21 protein-coding genes are annotated in these 19,269 nt (G+C 34.2%); 12 read left to right on the top strand and 9 right to left on the bottom strand.

Annotated features, from left to right (window positions below; translation table 11 throughout):
* Positions 1–8: 8 nt before the first annotated feature.
* Positions 9–500 (bottom strand): SOS response-associated peptidase, encoded by a 492-nt coding sequence (locus tag EUBIFOR_RS08720; RefSeq protein ID WP_040466412.1) that lies wholly within the window; start codon positions 498–500, stop codon positions 9–11.
* Between EUBIFOR_RS08720 and EUBIFOR_RS13460 the strand changes: the two genes are divergently transcribed.
* The 4 genes from EUBIFOR_RS13460 (at position 436) to EUBIFOR_RS08700 (ending at position 4,589) form a co-directional block, all read left to right on the top strand.
* Complete coding sequence (locus EUBIFOR_RS13460) at positions 436–750, top strand: NAD(P)-dependent oxidoreductase (protein WP_003865659.1); 315 nt, start codon at positions 436–438, stop codon at positions 748–750. The genes EUBIFOR_RS08720 and EUBIFOR_RS13460 overlap by 65 nt on opposite strands.
* Before the next feature lie 486 nt (positions 751–1,236).
* A complete protein-coding gene (locus EUBIFOR_RS08710) occupies positions 1,237–1,521 on the top strand; it encodes a hypothetical protein (protein WP_003865658.1) in 285 nt (94 codons plus the stop codon).
* 93 nt (positions 1,522–1,614) lie between these two features.
* Positions 1,615–2,313, top strand: a complete 699-nt coding sequence (locus EUBIFOR_RS08705; protein ID WP_040466410.1) for an ABC transporter ATP-binding protein — start codon at positions 1,615–1,617, stop codon at positions 2,311–2,313.
* Positions 2,313–4,589 (top strand): ABC transporter permease, encoded by a 2,277-nt coding sequence (locus EUBIFOR_RS08700; protein ID WP_003865656.1) that lies wholly within the window; start codon positions 2,313–2,315, stop codon positions 4,587–4,589. Before EUBIFOR_RS08705 ends, EUBIFOR_RS08700 begins: the two co-directional genes overlap by 1 nt.
* 269 nt (positions 4,590–4,858) lie before the next feature.
* On the opposite strand, the gene EUBIFOR_RS08695 is transcribed toward EUBIFOR_RS08700, so the two are convergent.
* The 8 genes from EUBIFOR_RS08695 to EUBIFOR_RS08660 form a co-directional block, all read right to left on the bottom strand.
* Positions 4,859–5,269, bottom strand: coding sequence for a FoF1 ATP synthase subunit delta/epsilon (locus tag EUBIFOR_RS08695; protein ID WP_003865655.1), 411 nt, complete (start codon positions 5,267–5,269; stop codon positions 4,859–4,861).
* A gap of 2 nt (positions 5,270–5,271) precedes the next feature.
* Complete coding sequence (gene atpD / locus EUBIFOR_RS08690; RefSeq protein WP_003865654.1) at positions 5,272–6,657, bottom strand: F0F1 ATP synthase subunit beta; 1,386 nt, start codon at positions 6,655–6,657, stop codon at positions 5,272–5,274.
* A complete protein-coding gene (atpG, locus tag EUBIFOR_RS08685) occupies positions 6,648–7,568 on the bottom strand; it encodes an ATP synthase F1 subunit gamma (RefSeq protein ID WP_003865653.1) in 921 nt (306 codons plus the stop codon). The genes atpD and atpG overlap by 10 nt, the downstream gene beginning before the upstream one ends.
* Positions 7,568–9,310 (bottom strand): F0F1 ATP synthase subunit alpha, encoded by a 1,743-nt coding sequence (gene atpA / locus EUBIFOR_RS08680; RefSeq protein ID WP_003865652.1) that lies wholly within the window; start codon positions 9,308–9,310, stop codon positions 7,568–7,570. Before atpA ends, atpG begins: the two co-directional genes overlap by 1 nt.
* Positions 9,311–9,775 carry an ATP synthase F0 subunit B gene (locus EUBIFOR_RS08675; RefSeq protein ID WP_003865651.1) on the bottom strand — a complete coding sequence of 155 codons (465 nt, stop codon included), beginning with the start codon at positions 9,773–9,775 and terminating at the stop codon, positions 9,311–9,313.
* Between the two features lie 12 nt (positions 9,776–9,787).
* Positions 9,788–10,009 carry an ATP synthase F0 subunit C gene (gene atpE, locus EUBIFOR_RS08670; protein ID WP_040466409.1) on the bottom strand — a complete coding sequence of 74 codons (222 nt, stop codon included), beginning with the start codon at positions 10,007–10,009 and terminating at the stop codon, positions 9,788–9,790.
* Positions 10,010–10,026: 17 nt separating this feature from the next.
* Positions 10,027–10,710, bottom strand: a complete 684-nt coding sequence (locus tag EUBIFOR_RS08665; protein WP_040466408.1) for a F0F1 ATP synthase subunit A — start codon at positions 10,708–10,710, stop codon at positions 10,027–10,029.
* A gap of 272 nt (positions 10,711–10,982) precedes the next feature.
* Positions 10,983–11,336 carry an ArsR/SmtB family transcription factor gene (locus EUBIFOR_RS08660; protein ID WP_040466407.1) on the bottom strand — a complete coding sequence of 118 codons (354 nt, stop codon included), beginning with the start codon at positions 11,334–11,336 and terminating at the stop codon, positions 10,983–10,985.
* Between the two features lie 139 nt (positions 11,337–11,475).
* On the opposite strand from EUBIFOR_RS08660, the gene EUBIFOR_RS08655 reads away from it, so the two are divergent.
* The 8 genes from EUBIFOR_RS08655 to rsmI form a co-directional block, all read left to right on the top strand.
* A complete protein-coding gene (locus EUBIFOR_RS08655) occupies positions 11,476–11,694 on the top strand; it encodes a cation transporter (RefSeq protein WP_040466406.1) in 219 nt (72 codons plus the stop codon).
* Between the two features lie 90 nt (positions 11,695–11,784).
* Positions 11,785–13,653 (top strand): heavy metal translocating P-type ATPase, encoded by a 1,869-nt coding sequence (locus EUBIFOR_RS08650; protein WP_003865646.1) that lies wholly within the window; start codon positions 11,785–11,787, stop codon positions 13,651–13,653.
* Positions 13,654–13,740: 87 nt separating this feature from the next.
* Positions 13,741–14,610: a phosphoribosylaminoimidazolesuccinocarboxamide synthase gene (locus tag EUBIFOR_RS08645; RefSeq protein WP_003865645.1), complete on the top strand. Its 870-nt coding sequence runs from the start codon at positions 13,741–13,743 to the stop codon at positions 14,608–14,610.
* A 125-nt stretch (positions 14,611–14,735) separates the two neighbouring features.
* Complete coding sequence (locus EUBIFOR_RS08640; RefSeq protein WP_003865644.1) at positions 14,736–16,052, top strand: ATP-binding protein; 1,317 nt, start codon at positions 14,736–14,738, stop codon at positions 16,050–16,052.
* A 4-nt stretch (positions 16,053–16,056) separates the two neighbouring features.
* A complete protein-coding gene (gene tmk / locus EUBIFOR_RS08635; RefSeq protein ID WP_003865643.1) occupies positions 16,057–16,695 on the top strand; it encodes a dTMP kinase in 639 nt (212 codons plus the stop codon).
* Complete coding sequence (locus EUBIFOR_RS12215) at positions 16,688–17,602, top strand: DNA polymerase III subunit (RefSeq protein ID WP_003865642.1); 915 nt, start codon at positions 16,688–16,690, stop codon at positions 17,600–17,602. The genes tmk and EUBIFOR_RS12215 overlap by 8 nt, the downstream gene beginning before the upstream one ends.
* The gene (ricT, locus tag EUBIFOR_RS08625) at positions 17,602–18,435 is read left to right on the top strand and encodes a regulatory iron-sulfur-containing complex subunit RicT (RefSeq protein WP_003865641.1); all 834 of its coding nucleotides are present in this window, start codon (positions 17,602–17,604) and stop codon (positions 18,433–18,435) included. The genes EUBIFOR_RS12215 and ricT overlap by 1 nt, the downstream gene beginning before the upstream one ends.
* Positions 18,428–19,269 (top strand): 16S rRNA (cytidine(1402)-2'-O)-methyltransferase (rsmI, locus tag EUBIFOR_RS08620; RefSeq protein ID WP_003865640.1); only part of this gene is annotated, 842 nt, incomplete at its 3' end. The genes ricT and rsmI, both read left to right, overlap by 8 nt.

The following is a 19,269-nucleotide window of genomic DNA, read 5'->3' as shown; positions in this document are numbered from 1 at the left end:
GATCTCCTTTAGAAAAGTGGTTCTTGTAGCTGCTTTCTTTGAAGTGCAATGCCTGGTTTGGATAAGATTTCCTGGGTTCTAGAAATACCTTTTAACCAAGGATCTATATCTTCTTTTTCAAGTATGACTGGCATTCTAGAATGCACATGTTTTACATATGCATTGGCATTCGTGGTAACAATGACAAGGTGATCATCAACTAGAATTCCTGCAAAATAGAGAATGTGATCGCAATAAAATTCCACTTTATTTTTACCTAAATCCCATTCGTAGAAACTTCCTGCAGGCACAATACAATGCATGGAATCTTTAAATAAAGGCTTTTCTAAGAGCGTTTCTTGTCTAGCATTTAAGATTAAATTGTTGGTTTTATACCCAAATGGCACCATTTTCTTTTGGCTTCGTGTTAATACAAGGCATTTATCACTTGGATGAATGTCTTTTTCTTCTAAACCAAAGGCTTTGGCTACTTTAGGCGTATATCGAAAGCTTGTACACATACTAGAAGTATATCATAAGAAAGAGGTTGTAATAAATTGTGAAAAACAGATAAAAAAGGGCGTATTAATGATCAATATATCTCGTGGAGAGATTATTGATACAAATGCGTTGATTGAAGGTATTGAAAATGAGCAGGAAGTTATTCATATTGACCATAACTATAATGTCATCAAGAATCGAGACTTATTGATATTAAAAGCCTATCTTAATGTCATTGTAACGCCGCATGAAGACTTTTACACGGAGTAAGTATCTTATGATATGGTGCATTGTTCTTTGGAAAGACTAAAGTATTTAGTCAATAATCAAGAATGTAGATATCAATTAAATTAAGGACAAGAGAAATCTTGTTCTTTTTTTGACAGTTGTTTATAATATTTACTTTAAATAAAGTATAAATTAAAAATAAAATGTTGTATGTAAAAAGAACTTTCAAGCTAGAAATCTCTTTATTTGATTGAACTTTTAGTTTATATATTTCTGTAATTCATGGCTGAGGTCGGAAAAAGTGTTGACTTAACCTGATTTTAGGTCGGAAAAAATGTATGACTTTACTGAAATAAGGTCAGAAAAAGTGTGTAATATCATTGGATTTAGGATGGTAAAGAGGTAAGGAAAATGTATAGATCAGCAATAAAGAAACTAAAAGAGTAAAAAAAGAAGATCGTAGGCCCATGATTTTAGTGTGTGCAAGACAAGTAGGAAAATCTTGGATCATGAAAGAATTTGGCAAAAATGAATATGCGACAGTTGCATAGATATCAACTGATTTGTGATACTCAATATACCCCATATTATTATTGTATAGATAAATCAACTTTTGAGCAGGATTTCATGATTCAAATGGAAGATAGGATTGTTCCAATTGAAGTGAAAGCAGAAGGTAATGTTTACTCACAAAGCCTTAAGGCATATTGTGAAAAGTATCATCCGAAAAAAGCTGTTCGTTTTTCCACATTAAAATATGTGGATCAAGGATGGATGGTTAACATTCCACTTTATGCGATATCAACGCTATAATCTAAAAGGATGGAAGTAATCTTGTTCTTTTATTTTCTTTATAGTTAGAGTATACTAATCGTAAAGTTAGATATAACTAACGGGAGAATGATTATGAAGAAATGTATAGAATTTAATGGGGTATCAAAAAAGTATGAAGTAGGAGAAAAAGCATTTTATGCATTAGATGATGTTTCTTTTTCGATTGATCAACATGAAATGGTTGTGATTTTAGGACCAAGTGGAGCGGGTAAGTCGACACTTTTAAATATTATGGGTGGAATGGATCATGTGACTGATGGAAAAGTATATATGAATGATGTCGATATTAGTGGGTATAGTGAAAAAGAATTAACGGAGTATCGTGCTAAAAATATTGGATTTATCTTTCAATTCTACAATATTTTGCCGACACTGACGGTGAAGGAAAATGTGGATTTGATTCGGGATGTGGTTAAAAACGCAAAGGATTCGACTGAAATATTGAATAAGGTAGGTTTAAATGGTCAAGAAAATAAGTTTCCAAATCAATTAAGTGGAGGGGAACAGCAGCGTGTATCGATTGCGCGTGCGATTGCGAAAAATCCAAAGTTATTACTTTGTGATGAGCCTACAGGGGCTTTGGATTCGAATACGGGAGTAGAGATATTAAAGTTATTACGCGAATGTACAAAAGACAATACGGTTGTGATTGTAACGCACAATGCCTTGATTGCAGATGTGGCAGATCGTGTGATTCGTTTAAAGAATGGAAAAATTATTGAGAATGTTGTGAATAAACAACCAAAGAACATAGATGAGGTGAACTGGTAATGTTGAGAAGAAAACTATATCGTGATCTTTGGCATTATAAGGGACAATTCTTTACAATTTTTCTGATGGTATTTATTGGAATGTTGGCATTTAGTGGTATTCATGGATATATGGACGGTATGGATGAAAGTGCTAAAGAGTATTATAAAGAATATAATTTGCAGGATTTATGGATCACAAATACAAATGTTTCAGATTCGGATTTAGATGACCTAAAATCACTAGATCATGTTCATGATGTAAATCGAGCATTGGTTTTAAATTCAAAATTAAAGGGATACAAAGATGTAACTTTAGAAACCAATGTCTTAGAAGAAAATACCATTTCTAAAATGTATGTTATCAAAGGGGAAAAATATGCATCGAATAAAAAAGGGGTGTGGTTCGATAGCTATTTGGCAGAGCATTTAAACATTCATGTGGGAGACACTTTAAAGTTGGATGTTTCTGGTAAAATCTTGAAATTAAAAGTAAATGGTTTAGTGAATACACCGGATCATGTATATTTTGTGAAAGATTCTACAGAAATATTTCCAACACATAAAAACTATGGTTTTATATATATGTCAGCCAATACTTTTTCAGAAGCAATGCATGTGGATGTTACATATAATAAGGCTTATGTAGATGTAGATACACAAAGTCATGTTTCATCAGTAAAAAAAGAGATTCAAAAGGATTTTGATTTTATTTCTGTAACAGATCGTGACAATTCTTTTTCATATGCAGGCTATCAAGCAGAAGTGGAAGAAGGACAAACTTATGCACCTGTATTTACGGGATTGTTCTTGATGATTGCGATATTGAGTGTAATGAGTACAATGAATCGTTTTGTTCGCCAACAAAGAGTGCAGATTGGTACTTTAAAAGCACTAGGATTTAAAAATCGAAAAATCTATATCCATTATATTGGATTTGGTTTTATGATCAGCCTTGTTGCGGCTGTATTAGGTGTTGTGGTTGGATATCTAACAATTGGTCAATTCTTTATTGATATGGAAGCTAGTTATTTTGAAATGCCAAATATCCATACTGTATTGTTGCCGGCTGTGATTCAAACAGCAGTTTTGGTTGTAGCTTTGATTTCTTTAGTCACATATCTTTCTTCCAGAAAGATTTTAAAGGAAACGGCAAGTGAGGCTTTGCGTCTAGAAGTGCCAAAGGTAAAAAAGAATAGTTTGGATTGGTCTGTAAAATTTAATAAATGTAAATTATCGACAAGATGGAATATTCGAGATATAGCACGCAATAAAGGAAGAAGTATTGCAGCATGTGTTGGAATTATTGGATGTACAATGTTACTTGTATGTTCGTTTGGTTTGTGGGATACGATTGAATCTTATATGGATTGGGAATATAAAATAATCAATACATATCAATATAAAATTAGTTTAAATAGTGATTATACAAAAGAACAATATGATCATTTAACTCACTTGTATGGAGATGCCACAAGTAAAAGTGTTGCGATTGAATTCAAAAATCATGGTAAAACAGAAACAAGATCGATGCTTGTATTGGATGGAAAAGATAAATTAAATATCACAGATCATGATGAAAAAGTTATGTCTATTCATTCAAATGGAATCTATTTAACGGAAAAACTAGCTGAAAAGTATGGAATTCAAGTAGGAGACAAAGTTACTTGGCATTTGGCTGGAGATTCTTCTTGGCATACAAGTAAGGTTATTGGCTTGAATCGGGATCCTCAAACACAACAATTCACAATGTCAGAAAAGTATTATGAAAAGTTAGGATATACATATCGTGCAGATTCTATTTATACAAATAAGAAGGCTAAAAAATTAGATGGTGTTTCCAAGATTAGTAGTATTGAATCGATTCAAGAAGGTGTAGAGAGCATGCTTGAAGCGATGAAATCGATGATGGTCTTATTGATTGTATTTGCGGTCTTATTAGGTTGTGTCATTTTATATAACTTGGGCGTGTTATCTTTTACTGAAAAACAATATCAATTTGCGACATTAAAGGTATTAGGCTTTAAGGATAAACAAATTAAAGAAATCTTTATCAAACAAAACACATGGATCATGTTGGTGGGAATGATCATTGGCTTGCCACTAGGCTATTATATGCTGTCATATATTTATACGAATGCATTAAATGATACGTATGATTTTCCAGCTGTTGTAGAATGGATTTCTTATGTGTACGCAATCATAGGAACCGTTTTAGTTTCATATGTGATGAATAAGTTATTGGCAAGAAAAATTAAAACAATTGATATGGTTTCAAGTTTAAAGGCCAATGAATAATTAAATTTTCTTCGACAGTTATTTATAATATTTACTTTAAATAAAGCATAAATTGAAAATAAAATGTTGTATGTAAAAAGAGGTTTCAAACTAGAAATCTCTTTTTTTGACTGAATTTTTAGTTTATATATTTCTGTAATTCATGGGTGAGGTCGGAAAAAGTGTATGACTTTACTGAAATAAGGTCAGAAAAAATGTAAAAGATCTTTATATAAAGGAAAAAAGCCTATATCTTCATGAAAGGTATAAGCTTTTTCTAGTAGCTACTATTAATTAATGTGTTTATCTTTAAATTGTAGACGAGCTAAGGCTCTTGCCATACTGGCTTGTGACATATAATATTCACGAATCGATTGTTTTTGACGCATTCTTTCTTTAGCACGTTCTAAAGATTCTTTGGCTCTTCTTGCATCTAATTCTTCTTGTGTTTCACATGTATCAACTAAAACTTCGGCTTGGTTGTTTGAAAAGATCATGGATCCGAATCCGCTAACAACTTCAATCTCAGAATTATCTTCTTTTCGGATTTTTAAAAGTCCAGGCGTTATCGCATAGATTGTCTTGGCATGATGTGCAAGAAATTGTTTACTTCCATTGGGTGTGTGTATCGTTAATACTTGTGCTTTACCATTATAAAATACGTGATCACTAGCCATGATTTTTAAATCAAAAAGTTCCATGATTATACTTCTTTCGCTTTTTCTTTGACTTCTTCAATAGTTCCCACATTGAAAAATGCACTTTCAGGATATTCGTCCATTTCTCCATCTAAGATTGCCTTAAACCCTTTAATTGTATCTTGTAGAGGAACATATTTTCCTGGGATCGAAGTAAATTGTTCAGCAACATGGAATGGTTGAGCCATAAAGTTACGTAAACGACGAGCTCTCGCTACAACGGTTTTATCTTCATCACTTAATTCATCCATTCCAAGAATGGCGATAATATCTTGTAGTTCTTTATATTTTTGAAGATATTGTAAAACACGTTGAGCTGTTTCATAATGTTCTTCTCCTACAATATCGGGTTGAAGAATTCTTGAACTCGATTCAAGTGGATCTACAGCAGGATAAATACCTTGTTCAACAACTTTACGAGATAAGACAGTTGTTGCATCCAAATGTTCGAATGTTGTTGCTGGAGCAGGGTCAGTTAAATCGTCTGCAGGAACATAAACGGCTTGTACACTAGTAACAGACCCGTTTTTTGTGGAAGAAATACGTTCTTGAAGTTGTCCCATTTCATTAGCAAGTGTAGGTTGATATCCAACGGCTGAAGGCATACGACCAAGTAAAGAAGAAACTTCAGATCCAGCTTGTACAAAACGGAAGATGTTGTCGATAAATAATAATACGTCTTTGTGTTCAACATCACGGAAATATTCGGCCATAGTCAGTCCGGTTTCGGCAACACGCATTCTGGCTCCTGGACTTTCATTCATTTGTCCAAAGACAAGTGCGGTGTTCTTGATTACACCGGATTCACTCATTTCTGTATACAAATCGTTTCCTTCACGACTTCTTTCTCCGACACCTGTAAAGATGGAATAGCCTCCATGTTCACTGGCTATATTACGAATCAATTCTTGGATCAGTACGGTTTTTCCGACGCCGGCACCTCCAAACAACCCAATCTTTCCACCTTTGGCATAGGGTGCTAATAAGTCGATAACTTTAATTCCTGTTTCAAGAACTTCTGTAACAGGAGATTGATCTTCAAATTTTGGTGGTTTTCTGTGAATGGGCCAATATGTATCTGTATCAATCGCTTCTTTTCCATCAATGGTATCACCTAAAACATTAAACAAACGACCTAAATTTTGTGTTCCAACTGGAATTTCTATGCCCATTCCTGTAGATAAGACAGGCATATCTTTTTGTAGGCCTTCACTAGGCGATAACATGATACAACGAACGGTATCGGTTCCAATGTGCTGCATAACTTCCATTACAACTTTTTTGCCATGGTTATCAACCTGCAAAGCGGTTTGAATATATGGAAGTGGCGTTTCATCAAAATGTACGTCAACAACAGGACCCATAACTTGTGTGATTTTTCCTATTTGCATGTGGATTGACTCCTTTTCTTCTTTTGTAGCTGTTGCCTTCTAGCTTTGGCACCAGCTGCAACTTCTGTTATTTCTTGTGTGATTTTTGCTTGTCTTTGACGATTGTATTGTAAAGATAAACTGTTTAATAATTCTTCACCATTTTTATTTGCTGAATCCATTGCCTGCATTCGCGCAAAGTTTTCGGATGCATAAGATTCAACAAGGGCGCTATAAATAAATCCAGATAAATAATCAGGGATGACAATGTTTAATAATTCTGTTGGACTTGGCTCTAACTGAATAGAGTGAATGGTTTGTCCACCAACTTCAACTTCATGATTTAAACGATATAGCGGAAGTAACTGTTCAACATCGACCGTAAATTGATTGTGCTGATCCATACGTGTATAGATAATTAATACTTCATCGATTGTTTTTTCAGCATACAGCTCAAGCATTTTGCTCGAAATGGATCTTGCACGACTTAAAGTTGGGTTTTGCGCTGTATATAGAAAGCTTTCTTCAACAGGAATGTGTCGTCTTAAAAAGTATTGTCTTCCAACTTCTCCAATTATATAGAGCTTATAGTTTGGATGAGCTTTAATGATTTGTTCAGTGAGCTTTAAAACATTAAGGTTGTAGGCACCTGCCAATCCTTTATCTCCAGTAACACAGATGATGGCCTTATTTTGATGCTTCTCGTCAATATATTCTCGACTATCTAAGTAAGGGTGTTCAAAGTGATCAGGAAGATTTTGAAGAATTGTCAAAATTTGTTTCCTTAATGAGTAAAAATAAGGATCGGTATTCGCTGCCTTTTGTTTGGCTGTATTCATTTTTGTTGAAGAAATCATATACATGGCTTTTGTGATCTTCATAGTCGATTGAATACCATTCATTCGATCTTTAATTTCTCGAATTTGTGACATTATTCTTGTCCTCTATATTGCTTGGCTAATGTAATGATTCTTGTCTTTAAATTGTCATCCAGTTTTTTAGTTGTGTTGATTTCTCGACTGATTTCACTGTGATTTTCATTAAACCAATCGAGTAATTTTGTTTCTTCTTTTTTGACTTGTTTTGGATCCAAGTCATCTAAAATTCCTGCGTCTGCAACAACGAGTACAATAACCATGTCTGCATGTGACATAGGGTGGTTTAAAGGTTGTTTCAAAAGTTCCATAAGTACTTGTCCGTGTTGAAGTTGTCGTTTTGTCGCATCATCTAAATCAGAGGCAAATTGTGTAAACTCCTTCATTTCACGGTATTGAGCTAAGTTGATACGTAAAGAACCAGATGCTTTTTTCATGGCTTTAGTTTGAGCTGCACCACCAACACGGCTAACAGATAATCCAACGTTAACAGCAGGTCTTTGTCCTTCAAAGAATAAATCACTTTCTAAGAAGATTTGTCCATCTGTAATTGAAATAACGTTGGTTGGAATATATGCACTTACGTCTCCATCTTGAGTTTCAATAATTGGAAGAGCTGTGATGGATCCTCCTGAATTTAATCTAGAAGAACGTTCTAGTAGTCTAGAATGTAAATAGAATACATCACCTGGATAGGCTTCACGTCCTGGAGATCTTCCTAGCAATAAGGAAATTGTACGATAGGCAACAGCGTGTTTGCTTAAATCATCGTAGACAATCAGTACGTCTTTGCCTTGATGCATAAAGTATTCAGCTAGAGAAGTTGCAGAATAAGGGGCAATATATTGTAGGCTGGCCGAATCGGCAGCCGTAGAGTTTACAATTACTGTATAGTCCATCGCATCATTCTTCTTTAATGTATTGACTAAGTTAGCAACTGTACTTGCTTTTTGAGCAATAGAGACATAAATACAAATACAATCTTTTCCTTTTTGATTTAGTATAGTATCTAATGCGATTGAAGTTTTACCTGTTTGACGATCACCAATGATTAATTCACGCTGTCCTCTTCCAATAGGAAACATAGAGTCAATGGATAGAATGCCTGTTTCCATAGGGTTTGTGACAGGTTTACGGTTAATAATGCTTGGAGCTGGTTCTTCGATAGGGCGCATTTCAGTGGCTTCAATAGGACCAAGTCCATCAATTGGATTTCCAAGTGGATCTACGACACGACCTAGAAAATTAGAGCTGACTGGCATACCTGCTTGTTTTTTTGTTCGAGAAACCTTTGTACCTTGACCAATAGTACCTTCTGTGTCAAATAGAATAACACCGATGTTTTCGGTTGTGATATCGAGTACCATTCCTTTTGTACCATTCTCAAAAACAACAACTTCTCCATACATCGCATGATCTAATCCCGAAATGGTTGCGATACCATCTCCAATTGTTTCGACATAGCCAACTTCATTTTCTTGGGAAGTGGCTTCAAATTGTTCGATGGCCTCTTTTAAGATGGACATAAGTGTTCCATCCTTTTTCATTTGAATGGCTTTATCTCGAGCCGCCTGAATTTGTTCTTGAAGCTGTTGTTGACGAGAACGCGTAGACCAATCGTATTCATCGTTGTTTGCACTTAGAATAAAGCCTCCGCGTACACTTGGATCAATTAAGATATTGAGTGTTATGTTGTGGGCTAGGTATTTATTTTTAAGGAATGTCTTTATTTTTTCTTCTTGCGCTGCACTAGGTCTTGTTACGCAGCGTAAGGTTGCATTTAAATTTTCGTTGTTCATTTATTTCATTTCCTTTAAAAAATCATCATATAGTTTTTCATCGCTCTTTGTATTTGTGATTTTATCAGCTGCTTTATTGATTAAATCCGCAATTTCAGATTTAGCTTTTGCCTTTTCCTCATTTGCCACTTCAATCGTTTTGATGCGAGCTTGTTCAATCATTTCATCGGATTTTTTGTTTGCATCCGCAATAATTTGCTCGTATTCAAGACTTGCTTGTTCTTTTGCATCCGCTAGCATGCTATCACAAATTGTCTGCATATTTTCAAGCTGTTGATTAGCTTTATTTTTTGATTCAAGAGCTTCTTGTTTTTGTTGATTTGCCAAGGCAAAATCAGATTCTATTTCTTGTTTTCTCTTATCAAGAATGTCATGTACTGGCTGAAATAGAAAATGTTTCATCAGTGCATATAAAATAAGTAGATTGATGATTGTCCAAAGAATATTGGAATCAATTCTTAACATAGATTATCCCACCTATTTCACCATCAAGATAATTAAGATCCCTAATACAAATCCGTAGATAGCAGTTGCTTCAGCTAAAGCCGCACCAATTAATAAGGTACTACGAATTTTCCCGTGAGCTTCTGGTTGTTGGGCAATTGCTTTTACGGCACTGCTTGTCGCAAAACCAATACCTAATCCTCCACCAATAACGGCAAGTGCTGCCATTCCAACTCCGATTGCTGTTAAACTCATTTTCATTTCCTCCTAAATTATTCTGTTTCTGTCGCTTCTGCGATAAATAATGATGTTAAAAAGACAAATACATAAGCTTGAATGAATCCATCAAAGAAATCAAAGTACAAGCTAAATACAGTAGGTATAAAGACGGGAACGACCATTTTGATCATTTCCATAATAACGAAGGCACCAATGACATTACCAAATAGACGCATGCATAGGGATAAAGGACGTGTAAAGACCTCAAGAATATTGATGGGTGTAACCACAGCGACAGGCTGAGTAAAGCTTTTGATCCAACCTTTCATTCCTTTTGCGCGTATTCCGCTAATTTCGATTAAGATAATACTCATAAGTGCTAATGCGATTGTGACATTCATATCCTTGGTTGGTGGTTTCATACCAAAGATGCCAATGATGTTCGCAAGACCTATATATAATAGGATGGTTGAAATATAAGTACTATATTCTTTGGCATTTTCACCAAGCATGGAGATTGTGAATTTATCTAGCCACAACACAATGCTTTCGGCTACAATTTGTTTTTTACCCGGATTATGAACTTTGAGTCCTTGGGTTAACCAAGCAGAAAGTAAAACAAGTATAGCCATGACAACCCACGTGATGACAACAGATTCACTAAACGCAAAGGGACCGATAGTAAACGCGGTGTCAACGTTTAACTGATCGAGTAGTTCTTTTGTGAACTCTTCCATAGCTCCTCCTTTCAAAACAATAAAAAAACGTTGGAGATAATTCGTGAAGTTACGAATTAAGACAAAATTCGTTTTTCTATAAGCTCGTATTTTAGTTCTCATGATTTCGAAATTCAAGTCTTTTTATCAATGTAAACGTTATCTGTTTTATATGATAAATTTTTGTATATTTCGCATATATGATACATATGTCTCAATTACATAATCGACTTTGTTTTGTGTTTGAATTTTAGAAAAAAGGGCATAAAAAAAAGGAAGAATCGATCTTCCTCTTAGTGTTCTTTTGTATGATCAAAAGCCATGCCTAGAATGGTTTCAATATGTTCATCGTCTAATGAATAGTAGACAGTCTTTCCTTCTTTTCTAGATTTGATGAGTTTAGAAAGGCGTAGTGCCTTTAATTGATGTGATACGGCAGATTTTGTCATATCGAGTACGTTAGCCAAATCGGATACGCACATTTCGCTTTGTTGAAGAGATAATAAAAGTTGAAGACGTGTACTATCTCCCATGACTTTAAAGAAATCGGATAGGTTCATGATTTCATCAAAGGCCGGCATGTTTTCTTTTACTTCTTGTACTAATTCTGTATTTTTAGGTTTGCAGTCACAATGTGTACCAATCATAAGTTCTCCTTTTTTCTTTATTATAGTTGAATGATTGAACAATTGTCAAAAAGTTGTTGACAACATGTATGATTCCTATATAATGAAAGTGTAAAAAGTTGAATATGTGTTCAACTATTCAAACGTGGAGGAAAATCATATGAAAAAGAGTTATAAGATTGATGTAGATTGTGCAAACTGTGCAAACAAAATGGAAGTAGCTGCTAATAATACAGAAGGTGTTAAGAGTGCAGTTGTAAACTTCATGATGTTAAAGATGAATGTTGAATTTGAAGATGGAGTTCAACCTAAAGAAGTTATGGCTCGTGTATTAGAAAATTGTAAAAAAGTTGAAGATGATTGCGAAATTTTCTTTTAATGAAAAGTAAGATGCGAAAGCATCTCTATTTTTCGGTTATTATAGTTGAATGATTGAACAATTAATGTTTTTGGAGAGGTAGAGATAAGTATGAACAAGAAACAGAAAAAGATGTTAAAGCGAATCATTGTTGCGAGTATTCTTTTTATCATAATTAAGGTCGTAAAACTACCTGAATACATTGAGATTCCTTTGTTTCTAGTGGCCTATCTAGAAATTGGTTATGATATTCTTCTTAAGGCTTTTAAAGGAATTAGAAATCGTCAGGTATTTGATGAGAATTTTTTGATGGCTGTCGCAACTGTAGGCGCTATTGGTTTGAAATCTTTTGATGAAGCAACAGCTGTTATGTTGTTCTATCAGATTGGGGAATGGTTCCAGAGTTATGCGGTTGGAAAAAGTCGTAAAAATATCACGGAATTAATGGATATTCGTCCGGATTATGCCAATGTGGAAGATGAGGATGGAAATCTTGAACAGGTAGATCCAGATGAAGTTGAAATCGGTACAATTATTGTGGTTAAGCCTGGTGAAAAAGTGGCTATTGATGGAATTGTCATTGAAGGAAGTTCTACTCTAAATACAGCGGCTTTAACAGGGGAAAGCTTGCCTAGAGAAGTCAGTGAAAATGATGAAGTAATCAGTGGTTGCATCAATATGACGGGCTTATTAAAAATTAAGACAACAAAAGAATTTGGGGAATCCACTGTATCAAAAATTTTGGATTTGGTTGAAAATGCATCAAGTAAGAAATCTCGTTCTGAAGCCTTTATTTCACGTTTTGCGAGAATTTATACGCCAGCCGTATGTTATAGTGCTTTGGCATTGTTCTTACTTCCACCAGTATTCAATTTGATTATGTCAAATCCTGCTGACTTTGGCACATGGCTATATCGTGCCTTAACATTCTTAGTTATTTCTTGTCCATGTGCATTGGTAATCAGTATTCCTTTGAGTTTCTTTGCCGGAATTGGTGGCGCCAGCAATCAGGGGGTTTTGGTAAAAGGATCGAATTATTTAGAAGCATTGGCTTCATGTAAATATGTTGTATTTGATAAAACAGGTACAATGACACAAGGTGTATTTGAGGTGGCAGGCATTCATCATGCGAATATTCCAGAAGAAAAGTTATTAGAGTATGCGGCAATGGCTGAAAGTTATTCTACGCATCCTATTTCTAAAAGTTTATTAAAGGCGTATGGAAATACCATTGATAAATCACGTATTGAAAATGTAGAAGAAATAAGTGGTCATGGAGTTAAAGCTGTAATTGATGGAGTGCAAGTACTTGCAGGTAATGATAAATTAATGAAGATGTATAATATTCCTTATCAAGAATGTCATAGTATTGGTACGATTGTTCATGTGGCTATTGATGGAAAATATGCAGGTCACATTGTGATTTCGGATATGTTGAAGCCACATGCCAAAGAAGCAATTGAAGCATTGAAGAAGGCGGGCATTAAACAAACAGTCATGTTGACTGGAGATGTAAAAAGTGTGGCAGATAAAGTCGCCTCTGAATTACATATTGATAAAGTGTATTCGGAATTATTGCCTCAAGATAAGGTGAATAAAGTTGAAGAATTATTATCTTTAAAGCACTCGAAAGAAAATATTGCCTTTGTCGGAGATGGAATCAATGATGCTCCAGTATTATCAAGAGCCGATATTGGTATTGCGATGGGTGCTTTAGGCAGTGATGCAGCCATTGAGGCAGCTGATATTGTTTTGATGGATGATGATCCATTAAAGATTTCTAAAGCCATTAAGATTGCGAAGAAATGTATTCATATTGTATATGAGAATATTTATTTTGCGATTGGTGTTAAATTGATCTGTTTATTATTAGGTGCCATTGGTATTGCGAATATGTGGGTTGCGATTTTTGCGGATGTTGGAGTTATGATTATTGCCGTATTAAATGCGATTCGTGCATTAAATGTTAAAAATTTGTAAGGAAATCTTAGGATTTCCTTATTTTGATATTGTGTTAAATTTGTTTTAGTTGTATCTTTGTCTTGTACGCAGAAAAGGAGATTCGAGATGCAGGAATTAAAACCAATTAAAGAAGGAAAAGTACGTGAAATTTATGACAATGGGGACAACCTTATTATGGTTGCGACAGATCGTATCAGTTGTTTTGATGTAATTTTAAACAATGAGGTTACAAAAAAAGGAACTGTTTTAACACAGATGTCAAAATTCTGGTTTGACTACACAAGCGATATCTTACCTAATCACATGATTAGTGTGGATACAAAAGATATGCCGGAATATTTCCAACAAGAAAAATTTGAAGGAAAATCAATGTTATGTCGTAAATTGAACATGCTTCCAATCGAATGTATTGTTCGTGGTTACATCACAGGTAGTGGATGGGCTAGCTACAAAGAAACAGGAAAGGTTTGTGGTATTGAACTTCCAGAAGGATTACAAGAATCACAACAACTTCCGGAACCAATTTATACACCTAGTACAAAGGCTGAAATTGGTGATCACGATGAAAACATTTCTTTTGAACAAAGTATTGCGCACTTAGAAAAACACTTCCCAGGTCATGGTGAAGAATATGCGACTAAGATCAAAGATTGCACAATCGCTTTATATAAAAAATGTGCTGAGTATGCTTTAAGCAAAGGGATTATTATTGCGGATACAAAATTTGAATTTGGTTTAGACGAAAATGGTAATATCGTTATTGGCGATGAAATGTTAACTCCTGATAGTTCTCGTTTCTGGCCTGCAGATGGATATGAAGCTGGTCATTCGCAACCATCATTTGACAAACAATTTGCGCGTGACTGGCTAAAGGCAAATCCAGGTAATGACTGGACACTTCCTCAAGAGATTGTGGATAAGACAATTGAAAAATATCTTCAAGCTTACACAATGTTGACAGGAAAAACATTATAATTAGAAAATACCCATAAGTGGAATGCTTATGGGTATTTTTTTGAAAACTGTATTTTTTGATGCCTGAATATATTTGAAAACCGTAAAATATGATGTTAAAATTTACTTGAAAACCGGAGGGAACTATGTTTAAAAGAAAGATTGAATCCTATTTAGAAACATATTTGAATAGTGATGAAGAACGAATTTTATGTGTTGATGGGGCAAGACAAGTTGGAAAATCGTTCATTATTCGAGCTTTGGCAAAAAAGTATTATACAAATTATGTAGAAGTGAATATGATTGATGATTATGCAGGTGATAAATTATTTGCAGATGTGAAAAACAAAGATGAGTTTTACTTGCAGTTGAGTATTTTGCATGGAGATAAATTAAAAGAAAGAGAAAATACAATTGTTTTTTTGGATGAGATTCAAGTGTACCCACATTTATTGACGATGCTAAAGTCATTGCGTTATGACAATCGATTTAAGTATATTTGTAGTGGTTCTTTGTTGGGGGTTACTTTGCATAAAACAACTTCGATTCCGATGGGATCTATTTTGGAAAAAGAGATGTATCCAATGGATTTTGAGGAATTTTTATGGGCCTGTGGAGTTGGGAATGAATTTATTTCTTACATGAAGCAGTGTTATGAAACAAAAGCGTCTTTAACAGAATCGATGCATAATAAAATTTTAAATCTGTTTAAAACATATCTATATGTCGGTGGTTTACCAGATGCAATAAAGGCATATGTAGAAACAAAAAATGTATATAATATTCGAGAAGTACAAACTCTAACACATAAGTATTATCGAGAAGATGCTGGTAAATATGATGAAGATAATCGTCTTGTGATTCAAAAAATGTATGATTATATTCCCTCAAATATCGAAAATAAAGTAAAAAGGATACAATTTACAAAAATTGAAAATCAACCAAACGCAAGATTTAAAAATTATGAACACGAATTCGAATATTTGATATCTTCAGGTATTGCGTTACCAGTTTCTGCAATTGCAGAACCGAGTTTTCCATTGATCCAGTCTTCTAAGAAAAATTTAATAAAACTATATATGAATGATGTGGGATTATTTACCAATATTTTGTATAGTTACAATGTCAACGCAATATTAAAAGATGAAGTGAAAGTAAATTTAGGGGCTGTATACGAAACGGTGGTTACACAAGAATTGAAAGCACATGGGCATAATTTGTATTATTATGATCGTAGAAAAGTTGGAGAAGTAGATTATTTAATCGATGATTATTCGACTTTAAGTGTTGTCCCTATTGAAATAAAATCAGGACGAGATGGCTATGAATTTAGTGCATTAAAAAAGGTGATTGCACTACAAGAGAATAGAATCCAAAAAGGATATGTATTCTCAAATGATAGAGTGGTTAAGGAAGAAAATAATATAGTGTATATGCCAATATACTATATTATGTTTATGTGAGGAAATGAAAATGAAACAAGGTGTATTTATAACATTTGAAGGAAATGATGGATCAGGAAAGACAACTGTATGTAAAGCGGTACAAGAAGAACTGATTAAAATGGGATACGATTGTATTTATACTCGTGAGCCAGGCGGAAGCAAGATTGCTGAATCTATTCGTAATATATTACTAGATGTAAACAATACGGAGATGGATGATCGTACAGAAGCATTATTATATGCAGCGAGTCGTAGACAACATTTAAAAGAAGTTGTTCTTCCGGCATTGGAAAATAAGAAGATCGTATTGTGTGATCGCTTCATTGATTCAAGTTTGGCATACCAAGGAATTGCACGCGGCATAGGATTAAAAGAAGTGTGGGATATCAATCAGTTTGCAATTGATGGATGTATGCCTGAAAAGACTCTATTTTTATCCGTTAGTGTAGAAACGGGTAAAAAACGTATGAATCTTCGTGGTGACTTGAATCGTTTGGATCAAGAAGAAAGTTCATTCCACAAAGCTGTACGTCAAGGCTATGAAACATTAGTTTCTATGTATCCAGAACGCATTGAAGTGATTGATGCCGAGCCTTGTAAAGAAGAAGTTTTAAAAAGTGCTATGGAATGTGTTTTAAAGGTTATTAAAGAACATGAATAAAGAGTATTTAAAAAAAGCACAACCTGTTGTGTATCAGATGTTGTCGAATGCTTTAAAGAATCAAAGAGTTGCGAATGCCTATTTATTTCACGGGCCAAAAGGCTCAAGCAAATTAGAAACGGCCATCTTATTTGCACAAAGTATTATATGTGAACATACAGATAATGATGGATTTGCATGTCAAGAATGTGAAAGTTGTAAACGCATAGAGAACGAAGAATCTTTAGACTATATGATTGTATCGAATGATCGTATTAAAAAGAAAGATATAGTGGATTTACAGACGTTTTTTGAATCAACGAGTGCAGGAAAACAAAATGCTCGAATCTATATTCTAGATCATTATGATAAGGCTACGCCAGATGCTTCAAATAGCTTGTTGAAGTTTTTAGAGGAGCCAAGTGAAGGGATTTATGGTATATTAATTGCGGATGAAAAATCCAATGTATTACCGACTATTCAATCTAGGTGTCAGGCTATTCATTTTAAACCGGAAAGCTGTGAACACTTATTGCTTGAAAATACAAGTGAAGAAAACGCGAAGATGCTTGCAGAATCTGGATATACATATGATAAGGCAATTGAATTATTGTCTTTACCTGATTTTGAAGAATTAAAACAAATTGCACTTGAATATATTGAACATGCCTCTTCTTTTTCACAAATTGAAAAGATGCAGACAAATGTGTTTGTGAATAAGTCAGATCGTATGAATAAGGATTGGGTACAGTTGTGGATTCAGTGGGTTTTATTCTATGTAAAAAATGATAGGGTAAATTTACCTTTAGAAAAAAAAGTAAAACTATATTCGATTTTGGTTGAAAATATGGATATGTTGTATCGACCAGTCGATTTAGGTTTATTTATGGATAAGCTTTATTATGATATTAGGAAGGCTGTGATTTAGTGAATACAGAAGGAAAAGTAACGTATAAATATATTGTTTATATACAGTTTGAAGAATCAAAAAAAGCCTACACTTTTGGATCAGATGTTAAATATTATACAAATGATGTTGTCGTTGTAGAAACTGTACGTGGGCAAGAACTAGGAAAGGTTTGTGTGCCAACGGTTGATTTTGATGCTTCGAAAGTAAAGGGAGATATTAAACCAGTATTGCGTAAGGCAACGCAAGAAGATATTAAGTGTAAAGAAGAAAATGTTGAAAAAGCTAAAGAAGCAATGAAGATTTGTCACGAGTGTGTCGCAAATTTGAAGTTGGATATGCATTTAATCAGCTCAGAATATACATTGGATCGTACAAAAGTCATTTTTACATATGTGTCGGACGATCGTGTTGATTTTAGACAACTATTGAAAGACTTAGCTCAACATTTACATTGTCGTATCGAGTTAAGACAAGTAGGGCCAAGAAACAAAGCTAAAATTGTTGGTGGAATTGGAAATTGCGGTATGGAATGTTGCTGCTCAAGATTTATGTCAGATTTTGATACGGTATCTATTAATATGGCAAAAAATCAAATGTTGGCATTGAATATTCAGAAATTGAGTGGTCAATGTGGAAAGCTAATGTGTTGTTTACGTTTCGAAAATGAAGAGTATACAAGAATGCGTAAAGATTTACCAAAGATGAATTCGATTGTGAGTTATCAAGGTAAAAAATATCGCATTTCAAGTATGAACGTGCTTCAAAAACAGGCTAAGTTAGAGAACAAAGAAGAAGTCTTGTTTGTGGACTTTAAAGAATTGTGGCCAGATAAGGATTTTAACAATGATTAGACAGAAGAGTTTTGAATCGAATACTTCCACATTGTATTTGGTTCCTACGCCTATTGGCAATTTACAGGAAATGACACCTAGAGCTCTAGATATTTTAAAAGAAGTGAGTGTGATTGCGGCAGAAGATACGCGAAATACAAAAAAACTTTTAATGGCATATGGCATTGATACAATGTTGATGTCGCATCATGAACATAATCAGCAAGTTAGTATTCCAAAAATCATTGAACGATTGGAAAATGGTGAAGACGTTGCGGTAGTATCCGATGCAGGTTATCCCTTGGTTTCGGATCCAGGACAGAAATTAGTTCAAGAAACCATTTCGCATGGATTTAATGTGGTTTCAGTCTCAGGTGCTAACGCGGCTATGAATGCATTGGTTGCGAGTGGATTGAGTTGTTATCATTATTTATTCTATGGCTTTTTAGACAATAAGAGTTCAAAAAGAAAGAAACAGCTCGAAGAAATCAAAACAATTCCTTACACAACGATTTTCTATGAAGCACCTCATCGTATTGAAGATACTTTACAAGATATGTTGGAAGTATTGGGAAATCGTCAAATGTGTTTAGCTAGAGAACTCACAAAAGTGCATGAAGAATATATTCGTGGAACCATTGAAGAAGTGTTAGAGGTAGCGGCTACTTGTAAAGGTGAAATGGTTATTGTCATGGATGGATTTAAACAAGATGAAGTTGTATTTGATATGTATACAGCCATTACGAAAGTGGATGAATATATTGAATCTGGAATGCGTACAAAAGAAGCTATTGGTTTAGTTGCCAAAGAAATGGCTTGTAAAAAGAATGAATTATATGAAGCTTATCATAAAAG

Source organism: Holdemanella biformis DSM 3989, from assembly GCF_000156655.1.
Classification (GTDB): Bacteria; Bacillota_I; Bacilli_A; order Erysipelotrichales; family Erysipelotrichaceae; genus Holdemanella; species Holdemanella biformis.
Note: the sequence above shows the minus strand (reverse complement) of the source record. Positions and strands in the feature narration are given on the sequence as shown.